Annotated in this window: 19 protein-coding genes; 12 read left to right on the top strand and 7 right to left on the bottom strand. The window is 57.2% G+C overall.

All coding sequences use genetic code 11. The features are described 5' to 3' along the window. Positions 1-70 precede the first annotated feature (70 nt). The 3 genes from ACP90_RS10340 to ACP90_RS10330 all read left to right on the top strand — a co-directional run bounded on the left by ACP90_RS10340 (position 71) and on the right by ACP90_RS10330 (position 2,762). Complete coding sequence (locus tag ACP90_RS10340; protein ID WP_062488267.1) at positions 71-2,053, top strand: bifunctional 2',3'-cyclic-nucleotide 2'-phosphodiesterase/3'-nucleotidase; 1,983 nt, start codon at positions 71-73, stop codon at positions 2,051-2,053. A gap of 102 nt (positions 2,054-2,155) precedes the next feature. Further along, positions 2,156-2,407, top strand: coding sequence for a hypothetical protein (locus ACP90_RS28210; protein WP_145915751.1), 252 nt, complete (start codon positions 2,156-2,158; stop codon positions 2,405-2,407). Continuing rightward, positions 2,388-2,762 (top strand): hypothetical protein, encoded by a 375-nt coding sequence (locus tag ACP90_RS10330; protein ID WP_062488265.1) that lies wholly within the window; start codon positions 2,388-2,390, stop codon positions 2,760-2,762. Before ACP90_RS28210 ends, ACP90_RS10330 begins: the two co-directional genes overlap by 20 nt. A 95-nt stretch (positions 2,763-2,857) precedes the next feature. Here ACP90_RS10330 and dksA read toward each other — a convergent pair whose 3' ends face one another. From dksA to ACP90_RS28480, 3 genes are all read right to left on the bottom strand, one after another. Continuing rightward, positions 2,858-3,274 carry an RNA polymerase-binding protein DksA gene (gene dksA, locus ACP90_RS10325; protein WP_006932683.1) on the bottom strand — a complete coding sequence of 139 codons (417 nt, stop codon included), beginning with the start codon at positions 3,272-3,274 and terminating at the stop codon, positions 2,858-2,860. Positions 3,275-3,439: 165 nt separating this feature from the next. Then, entirely contained in the window at positions 3,440-3,859 is a 420-nt protein-coding gene (locus ACP90_RS10320; RefSeq protein ID WP_023000703.1) for a flagellar assembly protein FliX, read from the bottom strand. Positions 3,860-3,915: 56 nt separating this feature from the next. After that, positions 3,916-4,212 carry a hypothetical protein gene (locus ACP90_RS28480; RefSeq protein WP_162493104.1) on the bottom strand — a complete coding sequence of 99 codons (297 nt, stop codon included), beginning with the start codon at positions 4,210-4,212 and terminating at the stop codon, positions 3,916-3,918. Between ACP90_RS28480 and ACP90_RS10310 the strand changes: the two genes are divergently transcribed. The 9 genes from ACP90_RS10310 (at position 4,193) to flaF (ending at position 13,695) form a co-directional block, all read left to right on the top strand. Further along, positions 4,193-5,317, top strand: coding sequence for a flagellar basal body P-ring protein FlgI (locus ACP90_RS10310; RefSeq protein WP_023000701.1), 1,125 nt, complete (start codon positions 4,193-4,195; stop codon positions 5,315-5,317). The two genes, ACP90_RS28480 and ACP90_RS10310, sit on opposite strands and share 20 nt — an antisense overlap. After that, the gene (locus ACP90_RS10305) at positions 5,317-5,628 is read left to right on the top strand and encodes a rod-binding protein (RefSeq protein WP_023000700.1); all 312 of its coding nucleotides are present in this window, start codon (positions 5,317-5,319) and stop codon (positions 5,626-5,628) included. Before ACP90_RS10310 ends, ACP90_RS10305 begins: the two co-directional genes overlap by 1 nt. Then, a complete protein-coding gene (locus ACP90_RS10300; RefSeq protein WP_023000699.1) occupies positions 5,625-6,119 on the top strand; it encodes a hypothetical protein in 495 nt (164 codons plus the stop codon). Before ACP90_RS10305 ends, ACP90_RS10300 begins: the two co-directional genes overlap by 4 nt. 274 nt (positions 6,120-6,393) lie before the next feature. Further along, positions 6,394-6,789: a hypothetical protein gene (locus tag ACP90_RS10295; RefSeq protein WP_062488262.1), complete on the top strand. Its 396-nt coding sequence runs from the start codon at positions 6,394-6,396 to the stop codon at positions 6,787-6,789. Between the two features lie 630 nt (positions 6,790-7,419). After that, positions 7,420-8,916, top strand: coding sequence for a flagellin (locus ACP90_RS10285; RefSeq protein ID WP_055655254.1), 1,497 nt, complete (start codon positions 7,420-7,422; stop codon positions 8,914-8,916). A 665-nt stretch (positions 8,917-9,581) separates the two neighbouring features. Further along, entirely contained in the window at positions 9,582-11,078 is a 1,497-nt protein-coding gene (locus ACP90_RS10280; protein WP_062488260.1) for a flagellin, read from the top strand. Between the two features lie 289 nt (positions 11,079-11,367). Then, positions 11,368-12,861 carry a flagellin gene (locus ACP90_RS10275; RefSeq protein WP_062488259.1) on the top strand — a complete coding sequence of 498 codons (1,494 nt, stop codon included), beginning with the start codon at positions 11,368-11,370 and terminating at the stop codon, positions 12,859-12,861. 92 nt (positions 12,862-12,953) lie between these two features. Then, entirely contained in the window at positions 12,954-13,448 is a 495-nt protein-coding gene (flbT, locus tag ACP90_RS10270; protein ID WP_006932693.1) for a flagellar biosynthesis repressor FlbT, read from the top strand. Next, positions 13,330-13,695: a flagellar biosynthesis regulator FlaF gene (gene flaF, locus ACP90_RS27955; protein WP_075284275.1), complete on the top strand. Its 366-nt coding sequence runs from the start codon at positions 13,330-13,332 to the stop codon at positions 13,693-13,695. Before flbT ends, flaF begins: the two co-directional genes overlap by 119 nt. A gap of 289 nt (positions 13,696-13,984) precedes the next feature. On the opposite strand, the gene ACP90_RS10265 is transcribed toward flaF, so the two are convergent. The 4 genes from ACP90_RS10265 to ACP90_RS10250 all read right to left on the bottom strand — a co-directional run bounded on the left by ACP90_RS10265 (position 13,985) and on the right by ACP90_RS10250 (position 16,919). Continuing rightward, positions 13,985-15,556: a GMC family oxidoreductase gene (locus ACP90_RS10265; RefSeq protein WP_023000692.1), complete on the bottom strand. Its 1,572-nt coding sequence runs from the start codon at positions 15,554-15,556 to the stop codon at positions 13,985-13,987. 17 nt (positions 15,557-15,573) lie between these two features. Then, positions 15,574-16,098 carry a twin-arginine translocation pathway signal gene (locus tag ACP90_RS10260; protein ID WP_023000691.1) on the bottom strand — a complete coding sequence of 175 codons (525 nt, stop codon included), beginning with the start codon at positions 16,096-16,098 and terminating at the stop codon, positions 15,574-15,576. A gap of 18 nt (positions 16,099-16,116) precedes the next feature. Further along, a complete protein-coding gene (locus tag ACP90_RS10255) occupies positions 16,117-16,512 on the bottom strand; it encodes a VOC family protein (protein ID WP_031269183.1) in 396 nt (131 codons plus the stop codon). A gap of 113 nt (positions 16,513-16,625) precedes the next feature. Continuing rightward, entirely contained in the window at positions 16,626-16,919 is a 294-nt protein-coding gene (locus ACP90_RS10250) for a ribbon-helix-helix domain-containing protein (protein ID WP_006932702.1), read from the bottom strand. Positions 16,920-16,939: the final 20 nt, after the last annotated feature.

Here is a 16,939-nt window from a genome sequence, read left to right as displayed (position 1 = left end):
CGGTCCGGCACGCACTGTTCCGCAAGGCTAAGCGACACCAATCGCCGAGCGACCGAACAGGAGCCATTTCATGTCCAGTATCAAAGACTTTTCGATTTCACGGCGCACCCTTTTGATGGGCGCAGCGGCAACTGGCTTCACGGCAGCTCTGCACCCCTATTCGGTTCTGGCCAAGGAAGGTACGGCTCACCTTCGCCTGATGGAGACCACTGACCTCCATGTCCATGTTTTCCCTTACGACTATTACAGCGACAAACCTGTCGACACCGCCGGTCTCGCCCGGACAGCCACACTGATCCGCGATATCCGGAACGAGGCGACAAACTCGGTTCTGGTCGACAATGGCGACTTTCTGCAAGGCAACCCGATGGGGGACTATGTCGCCTATGAACGCGGCATGAGCGAAGGCGACCTGCACCCAGTCATCAAGGGCATGAACGTCCTTGAATTCGACGCGGCAACACTCGGCAACCACGAATTCAACTACGGTCTGGACTTCATGATGAAGGTGCTGGCCGGTGCCAATTTCCCCGTCGTCTGCGCAAATCTTGTCAAGGGCAGCATGCTGGCCGGCAACCCACGAGACGACGCCCTTTTCCTGAAGCCCTATGTGATCGTTGAAAAACAGGTCACCGACGGTGCCGGCAAGTCCTATCCGATCAAGATCGGCTTCATCGGCTTCGTGCCACCGCAGATCATGAACTGGGACCGCCGCCACCTGGAAGGCAACGCCAATGCACGTGACATTATCGAAACCGCCAAGGCCTTCGTCCCGGAAATGCGCGAACAGGGCTGCGACCTGGTAATCGCCCTCTCCCACTCGGGGATTGACGCCAACGATTATTCCGAAGGCATGGAAAACGCCTCCCTGCACCTTGCCGGCGTGGACGGGATCGACGCCGTCTTTACCGGTCACCAGCATCTGGTCTTCCCCGGTCCCCAGTATGAGGGACTGCCGGGTATCGACAGCGAGAAAGGCACGTTGTTCGGCAAGCCTGCCGCGATGGGCGGTTTCTGGGGCTCGCATCTGGGCGTCATCGACCTGATGATCGAGCGCGACGGCGACGGCTGGCGTGTCGCCAATTTCATGACCGAAGCACGCCCGATCTACGAAAAAGAAGGTCGAACCGTGACACCGCTGGTGGAGAGCCAGCAGGATGTACTCGATGCGGTGAAGGAAGATCACGAGGCAACCCTTGCCTATGTCCGCCGCCCCGTCGGCAAGACGTCGGCACCCTTGCATTCCTATTTCGCCCTCGTGGCCGACGACCCGAGCGTCCAGATCGTTTCAAAGGCGCAGATCTGGTACATCGAACAGATGCTGAAGGGTACGGAATGGGAAGGCCTGCCGGTTCTTTCCGCAGCAGCGCCTTTCAAGGCCGGCGGTCGTGGCGGCCCGGACTACTACACCGACGTTCCGGTCGGCGATGTCGCCATCAAGAACGTGGCCGATCTCTACCTGTATCCGAACACCATTCGCGCGGTCGCCATCAAGGGCAGCACGGTGAAGGAATGGCTGGAACGTTCAGCCGGAATTTTCCAGGAAGTCGAGCCGGGCAAGGCCGACCAGACACTGATCAACCCGGAGTTTCCAAGCTATAATTTCGATGTGATCGACGGTGTCACCTACCAGATAGACCTGAGCCAGCCATCGAAATACGACGCGAAAGGCGAAGTCCTCAATCCGGACGCCAGCCGCATCGTGAACCTGGAGTTCAACGGCGCACCCCTCGACCCTGAAGCAACCTTCGTGGTCGCGACCAACAATTACCGTGCAGGTGGCGGCGGCAATTTCCCCGGCATCAGCGACGACGTTGTCGTTTTCATCGGCCCGGACACCAATCGCGACGTCCTGGTGCGCTACATTGTCGAACAGGGCACGATCAACCCGTCGGCAGATGCCAACTGGTCGTTCAAACCGATGCCGGATACCAGCGTCCTGTTCGAAACCGGCCCGGGTGGCACGGAACACGCCGCCTCGGTGGAAGGGGTCAAGATTGAACCGGCAGGTGACGGCGCAGACGGCTTTGCCCGTTACAGGATCACGCTTTGAACGTCAGCACCTATTAACAAGCCCCGTCAGCCAAAATAGCGCCACAAAGAAATACAACCTGAAAGAGTTGTTTTTGTTCATTGTGGATTTTAGGGGCTGAAAATGCGCTATTTTTCTCTCGTTATGCTCGCCAGCATCCACCTGCTGGCGAGTGGCATAGACGCAAACGCTTGTATTACCTTCGCTCAAATGGACTTGAGTCACGTCAAATTTGCCGATGTTGTCGTTATTGGAAAAATCCGAAACTACAAAATCGTTGAAGACCCCAAAGTCAGAGAAATCCAGAAAAAGCGCTGTGAAAACAAAAAAAACCGCGGACGACAGATACTGCAAAATGCGGAGCTTTCTTTCTGACTACGCCCAGTTTCAGATCGAAGTGGACACCGTGCTCAAAGGTGAGCCTGATGAGTCAGTATCCGTGACGTGGGACAATTCGACCTTTGGTGAGCCGATCAGCCTGGGCGAAGAAAACGAGCGTTTTCTGATTGCGCTGAGAGCTGCGAATTCAAACATGCCGCCGTTGCGCGGACCAAGTGCCTTTATCTCCGCGAATCCGAGTCCGGAATTGCTGACGGTCTTGCAGGCGCCTTGCTCCTCCCCATTTATTTTCAAATTCCCCGGCGAAACAGCCTCCAAGGTCAAGGACATTCTGGACGGCAAAGATCCTGGCGACGCCGGAAGTACGAACCCAAGAAGCGGCCTCTATTGACGTTGACAGCATAAAAAAACCTTCCCACGAGGGGAAGGTCTTGAAAGTCGTTACGGATCTGCCGTCTGTGCGGCAAACCGGCCGTTTTCTGGAAATCAGTCGTCGCGATACACTTTTTCCCGACGCTCGTGGGCTTCCTGAGCCTCGATCGACAAAGTCGCGATCGGGCGCGCCTCGAGGCGCCGAAGAGAGATCGGCTCGCCGGTCTCTTCGCAATAGCCATAGCTTCCGTCTGTAATGCGTTCCAAGGCATCATCGATCTTCGAGATCAGTTTCCGCTGACGGTCCCTGGCGCGAAGTTCAATGGACCGATCCGTTTCGGACGACGCACGGTCGGCAAAGTCAGGATGGTTCTGGCTTTCCTCCTGAAGATTGGCGAGGGTTTCCTTGCTTTCCTTCAGGATCTCTTCTTTCCACACAAGCAGCTTGTTCCGAAAGTACTCGCGCTGCCTGTCATTCATGAACGGCTCGTCTTCCGAGGGTCGATATTCAGACTCAATTTCAACCGTCATCGATAGCTCCGGATTACCGTTATGCCGGGCGCAATATATAGGCGGTTCCGCCAGCGGACAACGGTTCATTTGCTAAAAATGGCGTCAAGGAAAGTTTATACCTTTCAAGACGTTGCGTAAATTTTGAACACTAAGCCGACAAATTTTATCGATTTGTGTGCACGCTCAATCCTGGAATCGGCCGAGCTTTGCAAGCTCGACTTTGACCCGCAATTCGATCTCCTCGAGCACCGAATCAACCTCAGGATCACCACTCGACTGGCGTTTGGAAACCTGCCTGGCGAGCAGCTCCAGCCGGTCCTCCGACACGTGTCCGGCAAGCAGATCCGCCCGCACCGACTCCAGTGTGTCCAGCAGATTGTGCCCGTGCTTGGTGGCGCGGGATCGGCGCTCTGCGCGGTCGTCAACCTCCTGCAGGGCCAGCAAGGCATCCATGCCCTGAATGGACGCACCGCCCGCGGTCTGGGAAGACTGTGAAACCTCGCCCCCAAGATCCGGTGCGAACTGGTCGCCGTTTGAAGAAACGCTCTTCTTGGCGCCTCGTCCCTGAACGCCGGAAATGGGTTTATTGCCTGTAATACGCATGATCGATCTTCCAGTCGGACTGACGGCAATTCTGGCGCATGGAGTGGCTCTGCCCGTCAGATTCTGCCGAGAAGGGTAAATGAGTCCTTGGGGGTGAGGCAATATTTGCCGACCAACAGGTACATTTCTTTAACCTCAAGCGACAGTTTTGCGTGGATATGCTCGTGATCATACCAGCAAAGAGCCCGGATTTCCGCCACTTTTATGGAAAGAACCAACGCCTTTGTAAAAAGTGGCACGGCTCTCGCATTGCGCATTTCGAATATATGTATCCCGGCAGCAAAGCCGGAAACACGATGGCGGGCCAGATCAGTAATGCAAAAAATTGGTGAAATGATCTGCGGAGGGTTCAAGCGGCTGGCACTTCTGGGTGCTGCCGCCGCCGTTGCTGCAACAACCTTGCTGGCACCGGTACACGCCGCCTCCCGTATCAAGGATATTGCCGATTTCGAAGGCATTCGCGAAAACCAGCTCATTGGCTACGGCCTCGTGGTCGGCCTGAATGGCACCGGCGACTCGCTCAACAATTCGCCTTTCACGCAGCAGAGCCTGCAGGCCATGCTGGAACGTCTCGGCGTCAACACCCGCAACATCGACCTGAATACCAACACCGTCGCGGCCGTCATGGTGACTGCCAACCTGCCGCCCTTCTCCACACAGGGTACCCGGATCGACGTCAACGTCAGCGCCCTCGGCGATTCAGAATCGCTCCAGGGCGGCACGCTTCTGGTCACACCGCTGGTCGGTGCCGATGGTGAAGTCTACGCTATCGCCCAAGGCTCGATCGCGATCGGCGGCTTTTCGGCACAGGCGGATGCCGCGTCGGTTGTTCGCGGTGTTCCCACCGCCGGACGGATCGCCAACGGCGGCCTTGTTGAACGCGAACTGGAATTCAAGCTGGCTTCGCTGACCACGCTTCGTCTCGCCCTGCGCAATCCGGATCTGACCACCGCGCGGCGCATCGCGCTCTCCGTCAACGAACTGATCGGCATGCCGACAGCCGAACCGCTTGATCCGGCAACCGTACGCATCGACCTGCCGCAGCAATATGATGGCAACATCGTCGATCTTCTCACGGACATCGAGCAGCTGATCGTCGAACCGGATCTGGCAGCCCGCATCGTCATCGACGAGAACTCCGGCATCATCGTCATGGGACAGGACGTGAAGGTTTCCATGGTCGCCGTTGCCCAGGGCAACCTGACCGTGACGATTGCTGAATCTCCGCAGGTCTCACAGCCGCTGCCTTTCGCAAACGGCCAGACCGCCGTGGTGCCGCGTTCCGACGTCACCGTGGATGAGGAAGGTTCCAAACTCGCCATCGTTCCACAAACCGTCACGCTGAAGCAGCTTGTTGATGGTTTGAACGCTCTCGGGATCGGTCCACGCGACATGATCTCGATCCTGCAGGCCATCAAGGCCGCAGGTGCCCTCCAGGCCGATATCGAGGTGCTGTGATGGCCGAGCTTGTTTCACCGACATCCTTTCAACAAAGCCCGCTGGACACGCTGCGCGGCGTTGACCGGACCAACAAGACGCGGGTTCGCGAGGCCGCCGAAGAGTTTGAGGCCGTTTTCCTGAACACCATGCTCCAGAACATGTTCACCGGCCTTGAAAACGGTGGCACCTGGGGCAAAGGCCACGGGGCGGATGCCTGGCAGAGCCTTCTGGTCGACGAATATGCACGCAACATCGCCCAAACAGGCGGCATCGGCCTTGCCGACAGCGTGGAACGTGAACTGCTCGCATTGCAGGAGGGGTCAAGATGACCGCACAACCCAACGCATCCACCTTTCCGTTTTCCCTTGAGCGGCCTACCAGCCAGCAGGAAGCCGAGCAGTTTTGCTCTGCCTTGTCCGGCACCATGGAAGCCCTCCTGTCCGTGATCGAAATGGAAACCGATCTGGTCAGGGCCGGTAAACTCCGGGAAGCCGGCGAGCTGCAGCCCGACAAGGCCCGGCTGATCCACGAATACACCCGCGGCATGATGACAGCGAAGGAACACGCGGTCGCCCTGGGCAATCTTTCCCCGGCATCCACCCAGTCGCTGCGTCGCCAGCACAGCGAATTCCAGCCGGTTCTGCGCATCAACCTGGCGGTGCTTTCAACGGCAAGAGACGTTGCCAATAACATCGTTGCAACCGTCGCGAAGGTCGCCGGTGCCAAGAATGCCAATGCACCGACCACCTACGGACGAAACGGTTCTGCGCCAACCGGACCGCAATCCGCTCGGGGCATCGCTGTCAATCAGTCGCTCTGAGGATAGCTGACAGCTAGCAAGAACCACGCCGGGTATCCTGCAACGATGAAAAGCTCCCCGCCGGGAGCTTTTCGTGTATTTATCCCCCTCGCGAAACCTGCCCAGAGGTTTCCCCAAACGGCAGGACGGGACTGCGAGAGCGAATCAGAAACAGGCGCAACCGGATAGATCGCAATCCTTAAAAGTCTAATCATTCCGTTAACAGACGATTCATTCCCTTACGTTATCTTTCCAGATTGATCGGGTAAAAGTTGTTAGTCACCCGGAGGAAAAGATGTTGGACACGGGATTGGCCCGGCCGCCATCGCCGACATATACGGCGATTACGCCGGTAGCGCGGGCTCCGGAGCGCAATGCTCCTTCAGTTGAGACGGACCTTCCGGTCGAAGAGACCGTAAGACCATCTACCGAGACGCAAAACGCACAGCGCAGTGCGAACAACGAGCGCGACCAGCGTTCGTTCGGCGAACGGTTTTCTTCCACGGTCGAACGCCAGAACATCATCGACCCGGAATACGACGCTCTGGTCTATGTCGCGACCAACACCGAAACCGGTCAGGTCGTCCGGCAGATACCTGCAGAGACATTGCTTCGTCTGCGGGCGTACAACGAGTCGATAGAAACCCGGCAGACCCAGCCCCAGGCAGAACCGGTTCAACGCGTTATCTGATCAGGCGCAGCCATCCACATACCCTGCCCGTTTCCCAGCGGCGCCCGGCTGTGCTGCGCCCTTGGCAGTCCCCTGCCTGCACGACTTTCCTCAATCCTCTCCCGCAGGTTTGCTGCCCTCCTCCAGCGACGCCTTCAGCCTCAAACCCACACGGTCTTTGAACTGATCGCTTGCAGCCTCCTCACGCGCGTTCCCTGAAGCTTGCTCTATGAAGCTTGCCGGCAAACCCCGCGTGCAATCGGCCCGGCGCGTCTTGCCGGCGCATCTGTCTATCGTCCTCGATTTCGGCACCTTCACCTGCCTCGTTCCGCACACGAGTTAACAAATCCGTCAGGTTTCAGACCAGCCGACCGCCTTTAGGGGAAATTTGCGCTGCCCGAGCACCTGGCAAGAGGCATTCCCCAAGCTTTCGCTGGTCCTCGTTAAGATCTTTACTCAGCAAAAATTTATCTTTCAAAACAATATACTCAACTTTTTCTGGCAATGATTTTAGTTGCTCGGCTTAGGGGGCTGTTAAGGTTAATTTACGCTAACCATCTTTGTTTAGAACTTCTTACAAGAAAGCGCCGATAGATGTCCCTCGGACCCAGGAAGGGTCCTCGTATCTTGTACTCCTAGAAAGGACACAAAATGGCCGACATTACTCTGTCGAGCGCGGTTCGCGCGAACCTCAACACCCTTCAGTCCACCGCACAGTTCATGTCGGACGTCCAGAACAAACTGGCGACCGGTAAAAAGGTGAACTCCGCTCTGGACAATCCGAACAGCTTCTTCACGGCTTCCGGCCTGACCTCCCGTGCAAACGACCTGTCCACTCTTCTGGACGACATGGGCCAGTCCACGCAGACCCTGAAGGCAGCTGACCAGGGTATTTCGAGCATCACCAAGCTCGTTGAATCTGCAAAAGCAAAGGCCAACCAGGCCCTGCAGACCCAGAGCCAGTACGAGCGCAAGCAGTTTGCTGCTCAGTACAACGACCTGCTGACGCAGATCGAAGATCTGGCGAAGGACTCCGGTTATAAAGGCAAGAACCTGCTTGCAGGTGAAGGCAACGACCTGAGAACCATCTTCAACGAAGACTCCACTTCGAAGCTCGACATTGAAGCTGTTGACTACACCGACACCGCACTGTCCACCGGTCTGAACCTTTCCGACCTCGCAGAAGGCGAAGGCGCTTCCGCATCCCTGCAGCTGCAGGGCGGCAAGACCGTCATCACCCTGCAGGATTCTGGCGGTTCTGCCCTGAACACTTCCTCCACCCTGTCGGACTCCACTCTGATCTCCACGACCCAGAGCCTGTCCTTCGTCAACGACACTGCCACCAACCCGGCCGTGCTCTCCGGTGGTGTTTCCTCGACGGCTTCCGTTCAGGATCTGGTTGATGGCCTCAACGCCATTGCCGGTGTTCGTGCAGAATTCGACAACGGCACGGGCGAACTGACCATCTACTCCGATGAAGACTTTTACATCGGTGGCAACGGTTCTGCGACCACGAGCTTTGCAGGCACCCTCGTCGACGCGACTGCGTTCTCCTCGACCACGGATGCTCTGATCAACTCCGGTTCCTTCTCTGTTGGCGACACTCTGACGCTGACCGACGGCAACGGCTACGAGCTCGGCTCCTTCGAAGTTGAAGACGACAGCACGGTTGATGATCTGGAAAACTTCATCAACGACTTCAACGGCGTCTCCGCTGACTTCGACACTGGCTCTGGCCGCATCACCATCACTTCGGAAACCGACCTGTCGCTGACCAGTGACAACGACGACTTCGCAAGCTCCGGCTTCACCGCAAACACCACCGGTATCGGCATCTCGGCGATCTCCGACAGTGGCTTTGCGACGGATACGGACATCAACCGTACAGTTGACCGGTTGAACACTGCACTGTCGAACCTGAGAACGCAGGCTTCCTCCTTCGGTACCAACCTCTCCATCGTTGAAAACCGTCAGGACTTCACCAAGAACCTGATCAACACGCTGGAAGAAGGTGCAGGCAAGCTGACGCTGGCCGACACCAACGAAGAAGGTGCAAACCTGCTGGCCCTGCAGACTCGCCAGAGCCTGGCTTCTACCTCGCTGTCCTTCGCAGCACAGGCAGACCAGAACGTTCTGCGTCTCTTCTAAGCCAGACATTTCGGTTAGAACGACATTGGAAAGCGGGCCACGGCCCGCTTTTCTTGTTTCCAGATCCTCAAGCGTGTTTCCCGATCCAACCGCTCACGCCCGCGGAAAACTTTAAGCGCATCTGTATCTGGCCCCACCTTCCAGGCACGCACCCAGCCCGAATCCTCCCCTCTTCCCGAACATCGGTTTCAAAGCCTTGCCTGATTCCAATCGTTAAGATTCTGGCTCAGGTGGATATAAACGCAGCTCGCAGCCTGCGCCCATTCCTTCAAATTGCCATGGCTGCTCGGGCCCTCTCTCGACGCCAGAGCAAACATGCAAGGCCGGCTTCGGCCTCCATGACGCCTCACATTGATTTTTTTGGAGATTGCCTGTCCCGCCAGAACCCGACGAGGACAAAACCCGCTGAACTCCGGGCTTTGCATGCCTGTCGCGGTAACCTGGCACCCTGCCCTCGCAGTAAAGACACTGGCACTTTTTGGAACCCTGCCTCGGCACTTGAAGGCAATCGTCCTGACAGTTCAGACAGGGCGCAAAACGGCGTTAACCTCCTGATAACCCTATTTTTCAAGCGTTTAACCATTGATTAAGGTTAACGCTCGATGATCGGTCCCAACCTGCTCAGGAAGAGCAGTTGAAATTTGACCCAGGAAAGGGATAAGTCGATGCGTGACATTACGCTGTCAGCCGCCGTGCGGCAAAACCTCCTCACACTTCAATCCACTGCAGACCTGATGTCAGGCGTCCAGAACAAGCTGGCAACCGGCATGAAGGTGAACTCCGCGCTGGACAATCCGAACAGCTTCTTCACGGCATCCGGACTGAACTCCCGCGCAGGCGATCTCAGCACCCTGCTGGACGATATGGGCCAGTCCCTGCAGACCATCAAAGCCGCGGACAAAGGCATTCAGACCATCACGGATCTGGTTGAAACCGCGAAGGCGAAAGCCAACCAGGCCCTGCAGACACAGAGCCAGTACGAGCGTAAAACCTACGCAGCACAGTACAACGCCCTGCTGGAACAGATCGAAGACGTTGCCAAGGACAGCTCGTACAAAGGCAAGAACCTGCTTGCAGGTGACGGCAACGACCTGACCACCATCTTCAACGAAGATGCGACCTCCAAGCTGACAATTGAAGCGGTCGACTACACCGACACCGCACTGTCCACCGGTCTGAACCTTTCCGACCTGGCAGAAGGCGAAGGTGCAACCTCTTCCCTGCAGCTGCAGGGCGGCAAGACCGTCATCACCCTGCAGGATGCAGGCGGTTCTGCCCTGAACACTTCCTCCACCCTGTCGGACTCCACTCTGATCTCCACGACCCAGAGCCTGTCCTTCGTCGACGACACTGCCACCAACCCGGCCGTGCTCTCCGGTGGCGTTTCCTCGACGGCTTCCGTTCAGGATCTGGTTGATGGCCTCAACGCCATTGCCGGTGTTCGTGCAGAATTCGACAACGGCACGGGCGAACTGACCATCTACTCCGATGAAGACTTCTACATCGGTGGCAACGGTTCTGCGACCACGAGCTTTGCAGGCACCCTCGTCGACGCAACCGCGTTCTCCTCGACCACGGATGCCTTGGTCGACTCCGGTTCCTTTGCGGTTGGCGATACACTGACGCTGACGGACGGTAACGGCTACGAACTCGGTACTTTCGAAGTTGAAGCAGACAGCACCGTTGATGATCTGGAAAACTTCATCAACGACTTCAACGGCGTCTCGGCGAAGTTCGATGACGGCTCCGGTCGTATCACCATCACGTCGGAAACCGATCTGTCGCTGACCAGTGACAACACGGACTTCAACAGCTCCGGCTTTACCGCGGACACGGATGGCATCGTGATCGAAGCGATCTCCGACAGTGGGTTCGCAACGGATACGAACATCAACCGCGTCATAGACCGGTTGAACACCAGTCTGTCAAACCTGCGGTCCCAGGCTTCCGAATTCGGTACCAACCTCTCGACTGTTGAGATCCGGCAAGACTTCACGAAGACCTTGATCAATACTCTGCAGGAAGGTGCAGGTCTTTTGACCCTGGCCGACACCAACGAGGAAGGTGCAAACCTGCTGGCCCTTCAGACCCGTCAGCAGCTTGCTTCCACCTCTCTGTCCTTCGCCTCCCAGGCGGACCAGACCGTGCTATCCCTCTTCTAATTCAAAGAGAATCAGTCGGACGCACGACTCACAGACAAGCATCAGAAACGGCGGGCCACTGGTCCGCCGTTTTCGTTTACGCCGTGAATTACTGTCTAAACCCGAAATTTTTTATCATTGAGAATCAACATCTTAAAAGAAACCTTTTGGTAACTTTTATTTACGGGACGTTAATACGTGCATCAGTGATTAACTTTCCATTTAGATTTACGGCAAAGGTGCATGCTCGACTTGGATTACCCGCATGTTGCCTTTGGCGAGACCTGAATAGGGAAAGCGGTGAAGTCTGATGCCTGATATTGTTCTCTCCAGTGCTGTCCGGGACAATCTCCTGTCGCTGAAACAGACGGCGGATTTGCAGTCGATCACGCAAACGCGCCTGGCAACGGGCCTGAAGGTCAACACGGCGCTCGACAATCCGAACTCCTATTTCACGGCACAATCCCTGAACGACCGCGCGAGTGATCTGTCCAACCTCTTGGACAACATGGGCCAGGCGGTTCAGACGATCCGGGCAGCGGACAAGGGCATCACGTCGATCACCAAACTGGTGGAATCGGCCAAGGCCATCGCGAACCAGGCCTTGCAGACCTCCAGTGAATACGAACGCAAGCTGTTCACCAGCCAGTACAACGATCTGCTCGAGCAGATCGAGGACATGGCACGGGACTCCAGCTACAAGGGCAAGAACCTTCTTGCCGGTGCCGGCAACGAACTGGAAGTTATCTTCAACGAGGACAGCACCTCGAATCTGACCGTTAATCCGGTAGATTTTACAGACACTTCACTAGATGACGGTCTCAATCTGGATGACCTGGATGCCGGAGGCACCGGTACGTCGTCCTTCAACCTCTTCAGCGGCACCACCTCCATTTCCCTGTCGGGCCTGCAGGCGTCCTCGAATCTGACGGACCTCGCCGACTGGGCAACCGGCAACGTTGTCAGCATCACGGATTCCTCCGGCACCACCAACCTGACGGTCGGTACCGACATCACCACGGTGCAGGACTACGTGGATGCATTGAACGATCTGAACGGCGTGCACGCCACTTTTGACGAAGCCACGGACTCCATCACCATCACGTCCGGTCTCGACAACGCTCTCTATATCTCCAAGGACAACACCGGTGGTGGCGCAGCGACGGACGGTGGCGACACCGGCGGCACAACGACCACGATGACGGTGTCTCCTCTCAGTTCCACGGCAACGCTGGTCTCCTCCGGCGGCTTCCAAGCCGGTGACACGATCACGATCACCGACGGCAACGGCTTCGAGCCGGCCTCTCTTGAGATCGACGAAGAAACCACGGTCAGCGATCTCGTGACCTTCATCAACAACGTAAAGGGCCTGGATGCCACCTTCTCGGGCGGCAGCATCAGCCTTATCGGCGAAGTCTCTTTCGACATTTCCAGCAGCAACAGCGACTTCAACCGAACGACGCTCGGATCGACGACAGGAATCGTGTCACTGACGGCAGCGCCGTCCGAATTCAAATCGGATACGGATATCGATCGAACGCTTCAGGCCATCAACGCGGCGCTCGACGAGCTTCGCAATGCGGCCCGTTCGATGGGTACGGCTCTTTCGACTGTGGAAATCCGGACCGATTTCACCCAAAATCTGATCAACACGCTGGAGGTTGGCGCTGGCCACCTAACTATTGCGGACATGAACGAAGAAGGTGCTAACATGCTTGCGCTGCAAACCCGTCAGCAGCTTTCTTCGACTGCTCTGTCTCTGGCCAACCAGGCAGATCAGAGCGTCTTGAGCCTGTTCGGTTAACACCGGCGGCAGTTATCATTAAGGTATCGGGGGCAAATCGTTAACGATTTCGTTAACGTTTCACAGCGATACTTCTGCGTGGAGGTCACGGAATGGCGCTCAAGGTCGAGCTGAAACCGGGCGAGCGAATTATCATTGGGGAAAGCGTTATCACCAATGACAATCAACGCACTCGCCTCTTTATCGAAGGCCAGGCTCCCATTCTGCGAGAAAAGGATATTCTCACGCCGGCCACTGCGGATACACCAGCCAAACGGGTCTACCTGGCCGTTCAGCTGATGTATCTGTCAACTGACTTGGAGAAGATACAGGAGAGTTACTTCAGCCTCGTCAATGACATAGTGAAAGCCGCGCCGAGTACGATCCCTTTTGTCACCAGGATTAGTAACGCCATACTAACCGGCGCCTTCTATAAAGCACTGAAAGAAGCACGTAAGCTCATCGAGTACGAAGGGACGCTGATCAGTCATGTACAAACAGGCAGCGCAGGCTTACCAGAAAACAAGCCAGGTGGCGATGTCACCGAGGGAGCTGGAAGCGAATCTGCTGATGAAGGCCGCAGCCCGGCTTCAGTTGATCAAGGATGAATGGGCAAATTCCTCGCTTGCGGAAAAAGATGACGCCCTGGTGTACAATCGCAAGCTCTGGACAATTCTCGTGACGTCCGCGACCAGTCCTGAAAGCGAACTGCCTCAGGACATCAAGAACAACATCGCGTCGCTGGGCGTGTTCGTGTTCAAGCAGACCATGACAGTCATGACGACTGACGATGAAAACAAGCTCGATACCCTCATCAGCATCAATCGCTCGATTGCCGAGGGTCTGAGGTCTTGATCCCGGCACGACCGGTTATAGAACAGCCTCGGAAAACACGATAGAAGATCAAGAAAGGCCGCCAGGGTAACCTCGGCGGCCTTTCTCTTGACTGCAACGTTCACCTGCCCTCCTCCAGCGGAAACGGAGGAAGCCTCCACCGGAGATCAGCGGGTCCTCAAGCTGCGGGCAGGATTTGCAGCCATGAGATATTCAGCACCAGCCCCGTGCGAGCCCGGCAATCCATTCAAAGCCACCGCGTTGGCCGGGCCTTGAAAGCCCAGCCTTCCGGAAGCCGGCCCTCACGGGACTACAGATTGCCGGCACTCATTTCCCGGGCGATATGATCGGCCTGACGGATGGCTAGTGCCACGATCGTCAGGGTCGGGTTTTCGGCAGCGCCCGTGGTGAACTGGGACCCATCCGACACGAACAGATTGGCAATGTCGTGGGTTTGCCCCCAGCGGTTGACCACCCCGTCCCGCGGATTTTCCGACATCCGGTTGGTACCCAGATTGTGGGTAGACGGGTAAGGCGGCGTCGGGAAGGTCCGGGTCGCCCCGACGGCGTCGTAAATGGCCATCCCCTGCTTGTAGGCATGATTGCGCATTGCGACGTCGTTGGGATGATCATCGAAATGGACGTTCGCCACCGGCAGGCCAAAGCTGTCCTTCACATCATGATTGAGCGTGACGCGGTTGGTTTCCTGGGGCATGTCCTCACCGACGATCCACATGCCCGCCATGTTCTCGTAACCGTCGAGCGCACTTGTGAATTCCCGGCCCCACGCCCCCGGATCAAGAAACGCCGCCATGAACGGCAGTCCAAGAGCCAGGGTTTCAAGTTCATATCCGCCGACAAAGCCGCGGGACGGGTCGTGACGGGCTTCGTCCTGAATGATCCCCGCCATCGTTGTTCCACGCCACATCTTCACCGGCTGGTCGAAAATGGCATAGACCGAGCCTGTGGTATGGCGCATGTAATTGCGACCGACCTGGCCGGAGCTGTTGGCAAGACCGTCCGGGAACATGGAAGACGCTGAATTCAGCAACAGCCTCGGGCTTTCGAAGGAATTGCCGGCAACGCAGACGACACGGGCTTTCTGAAGCTGCAGATTGCCGTCCTTGTCGAAATATTCGACCCCGGTCACCTTGCCTGCATCGTCGTGCAGGATTCGTGCGACATGGGCCTGGTCGCGAACTTCCAGATTTCCGGTTGCCTCGCCCCGCGGAATATCCGTGTAGGCGGCGGACCACTTCGCTCCCCATTTGCAGCCCTGAAAACAGAAACCGGTCTGCTGGCAGGCAATACGCTCGTCGTAGTCGGCCGAGTTGATGGCCATCCGGCCTGTATGGACTTCCTTGTAGCCGAGCGCCTTGGCGCCTTTTTCGAACACCAGGTAGTTGTTGTTGCCCGGCAGTCCGGCCCGCCCCCCTGTGCGCGTCACGCCCAGTTTTGTTTCGGCAAGCGTGTACCAGGGGTCCATTTCCTCCGCATCCAGCGGCCAATCGAGCAGATTGGCTCCCTGGACGTTGCCGTAGGACGTTTTCGCCTTCCACTCATGTGGCTGGAAGCGGATCGACGCCCCGGCCCAGTGAACGGTGGTCCCCCCGACGGCCTTGACGATCCAGGCCGGCAGGCCGGAAAAGTCCTTTGCAACCCGCCAGTCGCCAGACGTGGTTCTGGGGTCGACCCAGGCAAGCTGCCCGAAGCTTTCCCACTCGTCGTTGACATAATCATCCGGAAGATAGCGTCCGCCCGCCTCCAGAGCCACGACACTTACGCCCTTCTGCGCCAGCTCGTTGGCAAGCACACCGCCACCGGCGCCCGTTCCGATCACGACGACAACCGTGTCGTCATTCAGGTCAAATGGTGCAGCCATGGTTTCCTCCCTAAGGCTCAAAGCCAGTTGATGTCGTTGAAGCCCCGGTCGATGTAGCCGCCCAGTTCGTAGGAAGCTCCCTCGTATCCAAACAGCGGCCAGACTGCTTTCTGATTGTAGAGACCCGTTACCAGTCCGCCCCTGACCCTTTGAAAGAACGGGCTGTCCTCCATGGACCGCAGCAGGTCCGCCCTGTCACGTTCCCAGCCGATCGCAAGATAGGAAGCATGCCCTCTCCCCTGGGCAGCTCCGTTCAGGGCCTCGATACCGGCCTCGATATCCTCGGCGTGGTCGGGCGTGTCATATCCCTTGACGGCAATGACATAGTATTCGTCGCCGACATGGTCGTGCGGGTAGATGTCCCGCGCCATCTGCACCAACGTCGCGAAACTGTCCGGCTTGAGTGCCGTCAGCTCCGTCGCCCAGGCGCCGTCCCTTGCTGCCAGAAATCCGGTCCCGGTGACGAAGGCAGCGCCTGCCGCCGTCGCCCGGGCCAGAAGCTGTCGTCTGGTCAGACCTCTCGGACTGTTTTCGGTTTTCATGCTCTCCTCCCGTTCAATTCACTCGTATCGACCGCCGCGCTGAAGCACCTCGATCTGATAGCCATCGGGATCCGCAACGAAGAAGAAGCGCGCTATGACGTCTCCCGCCGGTGCGAAATCGACCAGTTTTCTTGGATTGAGACCTGCTGCTTCGAAGCGTGCGTGTTCGCTGTCGAGGTCATCGACACTGAACGCCAGATGCCCATAGCCGTCGCCCAGGTCATAGGGCTCTGTCCGCCCCTTGTTGACGGTCAGCTCCAGCTCGAAGCCGGAGTCGCTGTTGCGCAGGTAGATCAGGGTAAAATCGGGAAAATCCAGACGATCCGCTACGGTCAGCCCGAATGCTTTTTCATAAAAGGAAAGAGACCTGTGCTCTTCCAGAACACGGATCATAGAATGTATTGCTTTCGCCACGCGTTACTCCGCTCTGCTTGTATTTGCATGACGGAAGCGTAGCGCGTGGCAACTATCGCTCGGGTAGTATGCTTATACTGCGAGCGGTAAAACTTGCGCTGCAGCGCAAAATGTCATTCAGCGGCAATCGAAGCCGCGTGCTGGTTCGACGAAATCTCGAGGAACTTCAGGCAGGCGCAACGCAACAGCGATGTGAAATTCTTCGGTTCACCGCGCAGTTCGATCACTTCTGAATGCAGCGTCGAGATGAAATGCGGTGTCGTCACCCCTTCCGACGCGGCAATCTGATCCAGAATTGCCCAGAAGGAATTTTCCAGTCGGATGCTCGTGCTCTGTCCGTTGAGCCGCAACCGCCGGGTCTGGCTGGCATAGCGTTCCGGATCCTGTCCGGCAAATACGTGACACATCGGCTCTCCCTCCCATGGTG

This window comes from Labrenzia sp. CP4 (genome assembly GCF_001579905.1).
In the GTDB taxonomy this organism is placed as follows: domain Bacteria; phylum Pseudomonadota; class Alphaproteobacteria; order Rhizobiales; family Stappiaceae; genus Roseibium; species Roseibium algicola.
The sequence above is the reverse complement of the archived record's forward strand: the minus strand, read 5'-3'. Positions and strand labels throughout refer to the sequence as shown.

Excerpts from the sequence above, each read along its gene's own strand:
- ACP90_RS10305 (WP_023000700.1), top strand. The coding sequence starts at position 5,317 with ATGGCCGAGCTTGTTTCACCGACATCCTTTCAACAAAGCCCGCTGGAC.
- ACP90_RS28210 (WP_145915751.1), top strand. The coding sequence starts at position 2,156 with ATGCGCTATTTTTCTCTCGTTATGCTCGCCAGCATCCACCTGCTGGCG.
- ACP90_RS10310 (WP_023000701.1), top strand. The coding sequence starts at position 4,193 with ATGATCTGCGGAGGGTTCAAGCGGCTGGCACTTCTGGGTGCTGCCGCC.
- ACP90_RS10340 (WP_062488267.1), top strand. The coding sequence starts at position 71 with ATGTCCAGTATCAAAGACTTTTCGATTTCACGGCGCACCCTTTTGATG.
- ACP90_RS10320 (WP_023000703.1), bottom strand. The coding sequence starts at position 3,859 with ATGCGTATTACAGGCAATAAACCCATTTCCGGCGTTCAGGGACGAGGC.
- ACP90_RS10280 (WP_062488260.1), top strand. The coding sequence starts at position 9,582 with ATGCGTGACATTACGCTGTCAGCCGCCGTGCGGCAAAACCTCCTCACA.
- ACP90_RS10295 (WP_062488262.1), top strand. The coding sequence starts at position 6,394 with ATGTTGGACACGGGATTGGCCCGGCCGCCATCGCCGACATATACGGCG.
- ACP90_RS10250 (WP_006932702.1), bottom strand. The coding sequence starts at position 16,919 with ATGTGTCACGTATTTGCCGGACAGGATCCGGAACGCTATGCCAGCCAG.
- ACP90_RS10265 (WP_023000692.1), bottom strand. The coding sequence starts at position 15,556 with ATGGCTGCACCATTTGACCTGAATGACGACACGGTTGTCGTCGTGATC.
- ACP90_RS10330 (WP_062488265.1), top strand. The coding sequence starts at position 2,388 with ATGCGGAGCTTTCTTTCTGACTACGCCCAGTTTCAGATCGAAGTGGAC.
- ACP90_RS10300 (WP_023000699.1), top strand. The coding sequence starts at position 5,625 with ATGACCGCACAACCCAACGCATCCACCTTTCCGTTTTCCCTTGAGCGG.
- dksA (WP_006932683.1), bottom strand. The coding sequence starts at position 3,274 with ATGACGGTTGAAATTGAGTCTGAATATCGACCCTCGGAAGACGAGCCG.
- ACP90_RS10260 (WP_023000691.1), bottom strand. The coding sequence starts at position 16,098 with ATGAAAACCGAAAACAGTCCGAGAGGTCTGACCAGACGACAGCTTCTG.
- ACP90_RS10285 (WP_055655254.1), top strand. The coding sequence starts at position 7,420 with ATGGCCGACATTACTCTGTCGAGCGCGGTTCGCGCGAACCTCAACACC.
- flbT (WP_006932693.1), top strand. The coding sequence starts at position 12,954 with ATGGCGCTCAAGGTCGAGCTGAAACCGGGCGAGCGAATTATCATTGGG.
- ACP90_RS10275 (WP_062488259.1), top strand. The coding sequence starts at position 11,368 with ATGCCTGATATTGTTCTCTCCAGTGCTGTCCGGGACAATCTCCTGTCG.
- flaF (WP_075284275.1), top strand. The coding sequence starts at position 13,330 with ATGTACAAACAGGCAGCGCAGGCTTACCAGAAAACAAGCCAGGTGGCG.